This window comes from Enterobacter sp. MGH120 (assembly GCF_001037725.1).
Taxonomy (GTDB): Bacteria; Pseudomonadota; Gammaproteobacteria; order Enterobacterales; family Enterobacteriaceae; genus Enterobacter; species Enterobacter hormaechei_C.
The window spans coordinates 203106-214476 of record NZ_KQ089940.1; the positions used below are offsets into that span (position 1 = coordinate 203106).

Consider the following 11371-nt stretch of genomic DNA (forward strand, 5'->3'; position numbering starts at 1 on the left):
TCCATTGCGCGGGTACAGAACGTAATTGTCAGAGATTGACCTGAGTCGGGCCGCCGTTATTGCCGCGATCGTTGGTATCCGGCGTAGATGACTCGATACCACTTTGCACCGGTTTTGTCGGCGGTGGTGCGTTTTTATCCTCTGGCGGGAAGTACAGTGGTCCCTTCAGTCCACAGCCGGTCAGGCTAAACAGAGTGACAAGAACGACAAGCGTTCGGAAGACGTTTTTCATGTAGAGGTTGCCCGTAAGTTCAAATCTGTTTCTATCATCGCAGGAGAAGACACAAAAGCAAGAGTTTGCCGCTTTCCTGCAACGGGAATTATTTAGCGTTATACTGCCGCCATCACGAAAAACAGGAATAAAACCATGAACGACAGTGAATTTCATCGCCTTGCCGATACCCTGTGGATGACCATCGAAGAGCGTATCGACGACTGGGACGGCGACAGCGATATCGATTGTGAAATCAACGGCGGGATCCTGACCTTAAGCTTCGAAAACGGCAGCAAGATTATTATTAACCGTCAGGAGCCGCTTCACCAGGTGTGGCTGGCGGCGAAACAGGGCGGCTATCACTTTGATCTGAAAGGTGACGAGTGGGTCTGCGATCGCAGCGGCGAAACGTTCTGGGATAGGCTGGAGCAGGCGGCGACGGCGCAGGCAGGCGAGGCAGTGAGTTTCAGGTAGTTGCGTTGCCCGGTGACGGCTACGCCTTACCGGGCCTACAACGTCTCGAACCGTAGGCCGGGTAAGCGTCAGCGCCACCCGGCAACAGCGGCTCGGACCGTAGGCCGGGTAAGCGTCAGCGCCACCCGGCAACAGCGGCTCAAACCGTAGGCCGGATAAGCGTTAGCGCCACCCGGCAACAGCGGCTCGGACCGTAGGCCGGATAAGCGTTAGCGCCACCCGGCAACAGCGGCTCGGACCGTAGGCCGGGTAAGCGTTAGCGCCACCCGGCGAAAAGCCTCAGGAAAAATACTGCTGCAACAGCGGCGCAGTTTCCTGGTTAGCGGGCGCCGCCGGGGTAATCGCCTGCGTACGGAACGGGATCACCTGCGCTCGCCCATCCACATTCACAATCTGGTAGAACTGCGGCAGGTTGAAGTTGATAAAGCTTGAGCCGTAGGTAAAGCGATCGTGCGAGGACGAATAGAAGCGGCTGACGTCGCGCACCAGCTCCTCTTTGCTGCCTTCGCAGTGGTGATACACCTCGGCACGGTTGGTTTCATCCAGAATGTAGATGTTAAACCCGGCGTTATCGCCCGACTCTTCGAAGAAGAACTGAATAATCCCTTCACTCGCAAAGCCATCCACCACCTGCGGCAGCTTAACGTGATTGGTTTCCACCTGGACCGACAGGCCATGCAGTTTGTTGTGTGAAATCGCGCCGTAGAATTCAATGGCGTTTTCCAGCTTCTGCACCGACACGTTCAGGCGCTCAAAGAACAGCCCCCAGGTCTGGCCGGAGACGCGCAAGGCTTTAAAGCGCCCGGTTTCCTGTCGGGTGCTGGAGAGACGCAGTTCGATGCACTCAGACACCAGCTGCTGAACGCGGGTACGAATCAGGCCGCGCAGGTGCTGGCTGTAGCAGAACACCTCCACGCTGTCCGGCGGCGCGGCGTCCTGGTGCATCTTGCCGAGGATCGTTTTCAGCGCCTCGATCATCGCCTGCTCGCCGTTAAAGTGCAGGGTACGCACTTCGTTCCACGAGTTGCGGTACAGCAGATCCACGCTGCCCACCAGGCAGTTTTGCTGCTCGCCAAAGCTAAAGACGTCCAGCTTGCGGAAGTCAAAGTGAACCACCTGATTGCGGAAGGCCGCCGTCGGGTCGTATTCCAGGTTGACGATGATCGCCAGATGGCGAATCTCACACGGGCTGTAGAGCGCTTTTGGCGTCGGCGCAGGCAGACGCAGCGGGAAGTGGTGCGAGACATCCGCCACCATCTCCTGCAACTTGGCTAAATCGACCACCTCGTTGCCTTTGATAAACAACCGGGTACGTGAAGTGAGAAGGCCGTTAAACCAGGCCCAGGCCACCAGCTTGTTCAGGTAGCGGTTATACTCCAGCGGCTGATGGCTGATGATCGAATCCATGCTTGGCGCACGGTTGTACAGATACCACCCGGTGCGGTTCGCGCGGCCCGGCGGTACGTAGATAAAGGTCAGATTCGGTTCAGACAGGTCAGGCGAAATCTGTGGGTTAACCAGCGTTACCTTGCCCGGCAACGCTTCAAACGCGGCGTACAGTTTGCGGGTCAGCACCCCGATATCCTGTGGGCTGGCAGAAACGCTAAGGTTGTTACGGCGGGCAAAGCGGATCAGGTTGCGGTAGCTCTGCATCATCGCATCAAGCAGTTCGTTGTGCGCCTCACGCACCTGATCGATCTTCCAGTTGGCGCGGTTGTCGAGCATGGCGAGACGCTCTTCGTCCCATCCCCACTCTTTGACTAACTGGCTGACGACTTCACGACGCCAGCCCACGCAGGCGCGTTCGCGGCTCAGTTTTTCACAGACTTTGAGATAGAAACATCGACGCACCAGGTCAAGACGCGTGGCGTCCTCAATGGCTGTCAGGTATTCGGTGACGCGTTCCAGCATCATGCAGTAGGCATCAAGACCGTAGGAGACGATCTCCCCGTCGTGCAGACGCTGTTTAATATCTTTCGCCAGCAGGCGCGGCGTGGGGTATTCCCAGGAGTAGGCTTCCAGCAGCAGGGTTTTCAGCACCGCTTTGTACGGTGAATCAATGCTCTTATAAAGCTGCCAGAGGCTTGCGCCAAAGTACTCTTCGGCGGACAGGGAGCTCAGGCCGCCCAGATCCAGCCACTCGTTTGGCGTCAGAACGCCCTGCGAGTAAAGCGACATGACGTAGTCGTCATAATTCTCTTCTTCATCGCACGGCACCATATTCCACAGAATACGTTTCCCGGCCAGGCGAACGGCAGTACGGTAAAACTCATCCAGCAACAGGATGTGCTGAGTCGAGCCGCAGTCTTCACCACCCAGACTGCCGCTTTCGTTATGGCGGAAACGGTTTTCATCAATCAGGAAGAAGCTCACTTCCACGCCGAGCGACGCCGCCCAGCTCTCCAGCAGGCTGCATTTACGCTGCAACAGCTGGCGCTCTTCATTGTCGAGCCAGGACTGATGGCAGACCCAGATATCCAGGTCAGAAGAGCAACTTTGCCCAACCGATGACGTGCTGCCCATGGAGTAAACCCCGGTAATCGGCAGCTCGCCTTTCGGCGAATCCTGCGGCGGCATACCACGGTAGAGTTCAAGTTCAGTCAGGTAATGCTGTTGGGTTTCATCAGGCGTGAAGAGGCAAATGCCCTGGGGAACGTTACCATCAAGGTAACCCGGCATCAGCGGATGGTGATAGTGCAACAATGTTGGCAGTAGACTGTATACCTGCTGGAAAGCAGGGCCCATGGCAGCAAGCGCGCGATCCACACGCAATTGATTGATGGCATCCAGTCTCTGTTTCAGAGTCTCAATATAGAGGTACAAGACGTATCGCCTGATGTTTCCGGGTGTCGCACGCCAGTCAGAACACAAAAAGCAGCGGACCCACAGTATTTCAAAAAATAACCGTTACCCTTTTTTCGCCTTTTGCTTTTCTGGTGGTACAGACGAAAAAATGGTCTAAAACGTGATCAATTTAACACCTTGCCGGTTGACCGTAAAGAAAGATGCGCTACATACAAGTGTAGCATCGTTCTTGACGTGTAAATTCCTGAATACGGCGATGGCTGACGAGTACGCCGCCCTGTCCCTCTCACTCTTCATCAACCGTAAAACTGCCATCCGAGTGTCAACAATGTTAGGATGGTTAGCGATTGATAATGACGGTAACAAGCATGTTAGACAATGTTTTGAGAATTGCCACACGCCAAAGTCCTCTTGCACTCTGGCAGGCACATTATGTTAAGCAGCGCCTGGAAGCCTGCCACACCGGATTACGCGTTGAGCTGGTGCCAATGGTCACACGTGGCGATGTCATTCTGGATACGCCGCTGGCCAAAGTGGGCGGAAAAGGTCTGTTTGTCAAAGAGCTGGAGCTGGCATTGCTTGAGAACCGCGCCGATATCGCCGTGCATTCGATGAAGGATGTGCCCGTTGAGTTCCCGGAAGGGCTGGGGCTGGTGACCATCTGCGAGCGCGAGGATCCGCGCGATGCGTTTGTCTCTAATCGCTATGACTCGCTCGATGCGTTGCCGGCAGGCAGCGTGGTCGGCACGTCAAGTTTACGCCGCCAGTGTCAGCTGGCTGAACGTCGCCCGGATCTGGTGATCCATTCGCTGCGCGGGAACGTCGGCACACGCCTTGGCAAGCTGGATAACGGCGACTACGATGCCATTATTCTTGCGGTTGCGGGCCTGAAACGCCTGGGGCTGGAAGAACGCATTCGCGTCGCGTTGCCGCCGGAGCTGTCGCTGCCCGCCGTCGGCCAGGGTGCCGTCGGCATTGAGTGTCGTCTGGTTGATGCGCGCACTCAGGCACTGCTCGCGCCGCTGAATCATGACGATACCGCCGTTCGCGTAAAAGCCGAGCGCGCGATGAATACTCGCCTCGAAGGAGGCTGTCAGGTGCCAATTGGCAGCTATGCTGAATTAACTGACGGTGAGCTGTGGTTGCGTGCGCTGGTTGGCGCGCCGGACGGCTCACAGATGGTTCGCGGTGAACGTCGCGGCAAGCCGCAAGATGCCGAGGCGCTTGGCGTATCGCTGGCGGAAGAGCTGCTGAATAACGGCGCGCGTGAAATTCTGGCTGAGGTCTATAACGGAGAGCCCCCTGCATGAGCATACTTGTCACCCGCCCTTCTCCCGCAGGAGAGCAGTTAGTGAGCCGTCTGCGCGCACTGGGGCAGGTGGCCTGGAGTTTTCCGCTGATTGAGTTCTCCCCCGGTCGCGAGCTGCCTGAGCTCGCTGACCAGATGCGTCTCTTGCAGGAAGGCGATCTGCTCTTTGCGCTGTCGCAGCATGCCGTGGAGTTTGCCCATGCGCAGCTGCAACAGCATGCCGTTAGCTGGCCTCACGCCCCCCGCTATTTCGCCATCGGGCGCACCACGGCGCTGGCCTTACATACCGCGAGCGGAATCGATGTTCGTTACCCGTTAGATCGGGAAATCAGCGAAGTCTTGCTACAATTACCTGAATTACAAACCATTGCCGGAAAGCGCGCGCTCATTTTGCGCGGCAACGGTGGCCGCGAACTGCTGGGCGAAACGCTGCGCGAACGCGGCGCAGACGTGACGTTTGTGGAGTGCTATCAGCGCTGTGCGAAACACTATGATGGCGCGGAAGAAGCAATGCGCTGGCACGCCCGCGGTATTAATACGCTGGTGGTCACCAGCGGTGAAATGTTACAACAGCTTTGGTCGCTGATTCCGCTTTGGTATCGCGAAAACTGGTTACTCCGCTGTCGGCTTCTGGTCGTCAGTGAGCGTCTGGCGAACCACGCCCGGGAACTGGGCTGGCAGGATATTCGGATCGCTGAAAACGCCGACAACGATGCGCTGCTGCGCGCATTACAATAACTCTCAAATGGGAAGCCATAATGACGGAACACGAAAAATCCTCCGCCGTGGTTGAAGAGACCAGGGAGACTGTGGACACCACGTCACAGCCAGAGACGACAGACACAACCGTTGAGAAGAAAAACGGCAGCAACAAAACCAGCCTCACGCTGAGCGTGATTGCCATCGCGATTGCGCTGGCCGCAGGCGTGGGACTCTACGGACTGGTGAAGAAACAAGGCACCAACCAGACGGCCACCAGCGACGCGCTGGTTAACCAAATCACTGCCCTACAGAAAGCGCAGGAGACGCAAAAAGCTGAGCTGGAAGGCGTGATCAAACAGCAGGCTGCCGCCCTCGCCGACGCGAACAGCAAACGTGAAGAGTTGACCAAACAGCTGAGCGAAGTGCAGGAAAAAGTCGCCACAATTTCGGGAACCGATGCCAAAACCTGGCTACTTTCACAGGCCGATTTTCTGGTGAAACTGGCCGGGCGCAAGCTCTGGAGCGATCAGGATGTCACCACCGCCGCCGCGCTGCTGAAAAGCGCCGACGCAAGCCTGGCGGACATGAACGATCCGAGCCTCATCAACGCTCGCCGCGCTATTACGGAAGATATCGCCAGCCTGTCCGCGGTTTCTCAGGTCGATTACGACGGTATCATCCTTAAGGTAAATCAGCTCTCCAACCAGATTGATAACCTTCAGCTGGCCGATAACAACGACGATGACTCCCCGATGGATTCTGACGGCACCGAGCTGTCCAGCTCCCTGAGCGAATGGCGTATCAACCTGCAAAAGAGCTGGCAGAACTTTATGGACAGCTTTATTACCATTCGCCGCCGCGATGAAACTGCCGTGCCGCTGCTGGCGCCGAACCAGGACGTCTATCTGCGCGAAAACATTCGTTCCCGCCTGCTGGTGGCTGCCCAGGCCGTACCGCGTCACCAGGAAGAGACCTACAAACAGGCGCTGGATAACGTTTCAACCTGGGTACGTGCTTACTACGATACCAATGACGCAACCACGACCGCGTTCCTTGAGGATATCGACAAGCTGAGCCAGCAAAACATCACCATGAACGTGCCGGACAAGCTGGAAAGCCAGCCGATTCTGGAGAAGCTCATGCAGACGCGCGTGCGTAACCTGCTGGCCCAGCCGGGCGTTCCGGCAGAACGTCCGGCTGAAGCACCTGCCGCCGCGCCAGCGCCTGAAAGCGCGCCGCAAGGAGAGTAATGATGCTAAAAGTCTTCTTACTCTTCATCCTGCTGATCGCCGGGATTGTACTGGGGCCGATGCTCGCGGGTCACCAGGGTTATGTATTGATCCAGACCGATAACTACAATATCGAAACCAGCGTAACAGGGCTGGTAATTATTCTGATCCTGGGTGTGGTCGTTCTGCTGGCAGTGGAGTGGCTCCTGCGTCGTATTTTCCGTACCGGCGTACATACGCGCGGCTGGTTCGTTGGCCGTAAGCGCCGTCGCGCCCGCAAGCAGACCGAGCAAGCGTTGCTGAAGCTGGCCGAAGGCGACTATCAGCAGGTTGAAAAGCTGATGTCGAAAAATGCCGACCATGCAGAACAGCCGGTTGTTAACTATCTGCTGGCCGCTGAGGCGGCGCAACAGCGAGGCGATGAGGCCCGCGCCAATCAGCATCTTGAACGCGCGTCTGAGCTCTCTACTAAAGATCCGATTCCGGTTGAGATCACCCGCGTTCGTCTGCAACTGGCGCGCAATGAAAACCATGCCGCCCGTCACGGCGTTGACCGTCTGCTGGAAATTACCCCTCGTCACCCGGAAGTGCTGCGTCTGGCTGAGCAGGCATATATTCGGACCGGTGCCTGGGGCTCGCTGCTGGACATTATCCCTTCCATGGCGAAAGCCGACGTGGGCGATGATGAACATCGTGATGAACTTCAGCGTCTGGCCTGGATTGGCCTGATGGATCAGGCGCGCGCCGATCTCGGCAGCGACGGCCTGAAAACCTGGTGGAAAAACCAGAGCCGCAAAACGCGCCAGCAGGTTCCTCTTCAGGTGGCGATGGCAGAACATCTGATTGAGTGTGACGACCATGACACCGCGCAGGAGATCCTCCTCGACGGTCTCAAGCGACAGTATGATGACCGCCTGGTGATGGTCATCCCGCGTCTGAAAACCAACAATCCGGAACAAATTGAAAAAGCACTGCGCCAGCAGATCAAAACCGTGGGCGATCGTCCGCTGCTGTGGAGTACGCTGGGCCAGTCTCTGATGAAACACGGCGAGTGGCAGGAGGCGAGTCTCGCCTTCCGCGCCGCGCTGAAGCAACGTCCGGACGCATTTGATTACGCCTGGCTTGCTGATTCGCTGGACAAGCAGCATAAGCCGGAAGAGGCCGCAGCTATGCGCCGTGATGGGCTGTTATTAACGTTGCAAAATAACGGAACGCAGCAGTAATTAACAGGAGGCCAGATGGCCTCCTTTTTTACGCCCATAAAAAAACGCCTGCTATAAAAGCAGGCGTTAAAACAGGTCTGTAAGACAACATATTTGGTGCTTCACTCAACGTTGTGTCCATGGTGTCTGATGAGGCCGAAGCGACATCTGTCAGTGGACGATAAGCACCGTAAACGGCTCTGCGTCATTCCTGAGTTTATGAGGCCTTAAGGCGAACATAAGAGATGGAATGAGCATCTACACGCATATTATTGCATGTAATGTGCCAGGTTTACACGCAGAACTTTTACATCGCGCAACATTTTAAGATAAAAGGAAATTATGCTGTTAAGAACCGCCTGAAGCCATACAACATCGCGCTGAAGGCGGCGATATGTCGTCACCAGGAGACAGGTTAAGAGGTAAAATAATAAATTCTTTAATATTAACGGGTTATATGTCGCTGAATCGCGACAAGGATATAGAGTGTTGTCGGGGAAAGGCTACAGGATAAAAAACGCAGAAAACAAAAAACCCCGCCGAAGCGGGGTTCAAAATTGGTCGGCGAGAGAGGATTCGAACCTCCGACCCACTGGTCCCAAACCAGTTGCGCTACCAAGCTGCGCTACTCGCCGATGTACTGCTTTTTTGAATTTTTAGTTCAACTCATTAAAAGTCGTGGTGCGAGGGGGGGGACTTGAACCCCCACGTCCGTAAGAACACTAACACCTGAAGCTAGCGCGTCTACCAATTCCGCCACCTTCGCAATTCACAACTCTTTCAATAATGGGGTGGCTAATGGGATTCGAACCCACGACAACTGGAATCACAATCCAGGGCTCTACCAACTGAGCTATAGCCACCACTGTATTCTTTCACGCGGTTCTGACTACTTCTCAGACCACCGCAGCTCTAGCGCCGGGACTAAAATGGCGCGCCCGACAGGATTCGAACCTGAGACCTCTGCCTCCGGAGGGCAGCGCTCTATCCAGCTGAGCTACGGGCGCTTAGCGCCGTTGCGGGGCTGGATATTACGTACCTCCGTCCCCGCTGTCTAGTGCTTTTTTGAAAAAAATGCGCGTTTGGTTATGGTTTGCACATTTTGCCGCTTATTCCTCCACTTTATGGGCGGAGCCACGGCGACCCAGGCCAAAAAGTTTATATGCAGCTGTGACGGCAGCCAGGAAGATCATCCCGACAAACAGCGACATGCGGGTATCTTCATTAAAGTACATTCCAATTAATACGCAAATCAGGAACGCCATCGTCAAATAGTTCGCATACGGGAACAGAATGGAGCGGAACGGATGGCTGGCGATCGCTTTTTTGTGCGCCTGTCGGAAACGCAGCTGGCTAATCAAAATGACAAACCACGGTACCATTCCCGGCAGCACGCTGGCGCTATAGACGTAAACAAACACGCGCTGCGGATTCGGGATGATGTAGTTCAGGCAAGAGCCAATCAGCAGAATCACAATCGACACCGCTACGCCCGCCACCGGTACACCCACGCGGGAGACTTTACCCATCACCGCCGGCAGCTGTTTGTTTTGCGAGAGCGCGTAAAGCATACGCCCGCAGCTGTACATCCCGCTGTTACAGCCGGAGAGCGCCGCCGTCAGCACCACAAAGTTGATAATGGCGGCCGCCGCCGTGATGCCAATCTTAGCGAAGGTTAAGACAAACGGGCTGCCGGTGGTGCCGATCTCGTTCCATGGGAAAATGGTCACGATAACGAAGATCGCGCCCACATAGAAAATCAGGATACGCCACAGCACCTTGCCTACCGCGCTACGCAGCGTGACCTGCGGGTTTTTCGCCTCACCTGCGGTAATGCCGATCAGCTCAACGCCCTGATAAGAGGCGACAACGATACAGAGTGCGGTCAGGAAGCCTTTCCAGCCGCCGGCAAAGAAGCCGCCGTGTCCGGTCAGGTTACCGAAACCAATCGCGTGCCCGCCGTTACCGAAACCAAAGAAGATGACACCCAGACCCACAACAATCATCACGATAATGGTGGTGACTTTGATCATCGCAAACCAGAACTCGATTTCACCGTAAAGGCGAACGGCGGCAAGGTTCGCCAGCGCCACCAGCCCTACGGCGATGAGCGCGGGTATCCACTGGGCCATCTCCGGGAACCAGAACTGCACGTAGACCCCGATGGCGGTGATCTCCGAAATCCCGACGGCCATCCACATAAACCAGTACGACCAGGCCGTGAGATAGCCAAAGAACGGGCTCATATAACGGTGGGCGTAAACGGCGAAAGAGCCCGTTACCGGCTCCAGAAACAACATTTCGCCCATTGAGCGCATGATGAAGAAGACGAACAGCCCGGCAATAATATACGCCAGCAGGACGGAAGGCCCCGCCCATTTCAGCGTGCTTGCCGAGCCCATAAACAGGCCAACGCCGATAGTGCCGCCCAGCGCGATCAATTCAATATGTCGAGCTTCCAGCCCACGCTGAAGCTCCGGTTTTTTCTCTGCCATAAATCCTCGGTTGTGTTTGCTGTTTCCCGACTTATTGCCGGGTATTGTTTTGAGGGGTACTGAAATACGGAGCGAATGGTTTCTTAAATTCTGGCAAATGGCAAACAATGCATTAAAAAAATGAATGCATTGTACAGAAATCCAGCAGTTTTACAGGGGGGGTTGCAGCGCGAACAGCAGATCGCGCTGCATATTGATTACATTTTCCCGGTGTAGTGCCAGGCGAGGTAGCGCAGCAGACGAATCTGTCGTTTGATACGCGTCGGTTGAGAGAGCAGGCGGTAGAGCCACTCCAGCCCCAGGTTTTGCCAGACTTTGGGAGCCCGCTTAACGTGGCCGGTAAAGACGTCGTAGGTGCCGCCAACGCCCATATAGAGCGCATCCGGGCTGACCAGACGGCAATCGCGCATCAGAATTTCCTGCCGCGGCGACCCCATGGCGACAGTGACAATTTTCGCCCCGCTGTCGCGCACGCGCTCATATAACGCCTGGCGATCTTCCGGCCTGAAATAGCCATCCTGGCTGCCCACGATGTTAACATTCCACTGGCTACGCAGCTTTTGTTCGGTCTGCGCCAGCACCTCTGGTTTGCCGCCAATCAAAAATACCGGCGTGCCTTCAGCGCCTGCGCGTTCCATAAGTCGCTCCCAAAGGTCAGCACCCGCCACGCGAGACACATTAGCGTCAGGAAACTTTTTACGAATTGAACGCACCACGCTAATACCGTCGGCATATTTAAACTCCGCGGCTTCAATCAGGCTTTTCACTTCCGCATTATCTTCAACCGCCAGCATTTTTTCTGCGTTGATGGCCACCAGCGTGCCCGATTTCATCTGCCCGTCCGCGAACAGGAAATCCAGCGCGTGTTGCATGTCACGCCAGCCAATAAGCTGTAGCCCACGCAGCGCATAACGCGGGGCTGAAGTTGTATCCGTCATGAT

Annotated in this window: 9 protein-coding genes and 4 tRNA genes; 5 read left to right on the forward strand and 8 right to left on the reverse strand. The window is 55.8% G+C overall.

Going from position 1 to position 11371, the window contains the following annotated elements; genetic code table 11:
• Positions 1-28: 28 nt before the first annotated feature.
• Positions 29-232 (reverse strand): LPS translocon maturation chaperone LptM, encoded by a 204-nt coding sequence (locus SK54_RS00965; RefSeq protein ID WP_003860815.1) that lies wholly within the window; start codon positions 230-232, stop codon positions 29-31.
• Between the two features lie 135 nt (positions 233-367).
• On the opposite strand from SK54_RS00965, the gene cyaY reads away from it, so the two are divergent.
• Positions 368-688 (forward strand): iron donor protein CyaY, encoded by a 321-nt coding sequence (gene cyaY / locus SK54_RS00970; RefSeq protein ID WP_017694788.1) that lies wholly within the window; start codon positions 368-370, stop codon positions 686-688.
• A 279-nt stretch (positions 689-967) separates the two neighbouring features.
• Here the strand turns inward: cyaY and cyaA are convergent, their stop codons facing one another.
• A complete protein-coding gene (gene cyaA, locus SK54_RS00975) occupies positions 968-3511 on the reverse strand; it encodes a class I adenylate cyclase (protein ID WP_017383591.1) in 2544 nt (847 codons plus the stop codon).
• A 350-nt stretch (positions 3512-3861) separates the two neighbouring features.
• Between cyaA and hemC the strand changes: the two genes are divergently transcribed.
• The 4 genes from hemC to hemY are packed head-to-tail and all read left to right on the forward strand — an operon-like array spanning position 3862 to position 7956.
• On the forward strand, positions 3862-4803 hold the full coding sequence (gene hemC, locus SK54_RS00980) for a hydroxymethylbilane synthase (RefSeq protein WP_048246582.1): 942 nt from the start codon (positions 3862-3864) through the stop codon (positions 4801-4803).
• On the forward strand, positions 4800-5540 hold the full coding sequence (hemD, locus tag SK54_RS00985) for a uroporphyrinogen-III synthase (RefSeq protein WP_017383593.1): 741 nt from the start codon (positions 4800-4802) through the stop codon (positions 5538-5540). Before hemC ends, hemD begins: the two co-directional genes overlap by 4 nt.
• Before the next feature lie 20 nt (positions 5541-5560).
• Positions 5561-6754 carry a uroporphyrinogen-III C-methyltransferase gene (gene hemX / locus SK54_RS00990; RefSeq protein WP_015570012.1) on the forward strand — a complete coding sequence of 398 codons (1194 nt, stop codon included), beginning with the start codon at positions 5561-5563 and terminating at the stop codon, positions 6752-6754.
• Between the two features lie 2 nt (positions 6755-6756).
• Positions 6757-7956, forward strand: coding sequence for a protoheme IX biogenesis protein HemY (gene hemY / locus SK54_RS00995; RefSeq protein ID WP_026080629.1), 1200 nt, complete (start codon positions 6757-6759; stop codon positions 7954-7956).
• Between the two features lie 537 nt (positions 7957-8493).
• On the opposite strand, the gene SK54_RS01000 is transcribed toward hemY, so the two are convergent.
• The 6 genes from SK54_RS01000 to wecG form a co-directional block, all read right to left on the reverse strand.
• Positions 8494-8570, reverse strand: a tRNA-Pro gene (locus SK54_RS01000).
• Between the two features lie 44 nt (positions 8571-8614).
• Positions 8615-8701: transfer RNA gene (locus tag SK54_RS01005), tRNA-Leu, on the reverse strand.
• Between the two features lie 21 nt (positions 8702-8722).
• Positions 8723-8798, reverse strand: a tRNA-His gene (locus SK54_RS01010).
• A 67-nt stretch (positions 8799-8865) separates the two neighbouring features.
• A tRNA-Arg gene (locus SK54_RS01015) sits at positions 8866-8942 on the reverse strand.
• A 102-nt stretch (positions 8943-9044) separates the two neighbouring features.
• Positions 9045-10430: a bifunctional threonine/serine APC transporter ThrP gene (locus SK54_RS01020; protein WP_017693946.1), complete on the reverse strand. Its 1386-nt coding sequence runs from the start codon at positions 10428-10430 to the stop codon at positions 9045-9047.
• Between the two features lie 197 nt (positions 10431-10627).
• On the reverse strand, positions 10628-11368 hold the full coding sequence (gene wecG, locus SK54_RS01025; protein ID WP_015570015.1) for a lipopolysaccharide N-acetylmannosaminouronosyltransferase: 741 nt from the start codon (positions 11366-11368) through the stop codon (positions 10628-10630).
• Positions 11369-11371: the final 3 nt, after the last annotated feature.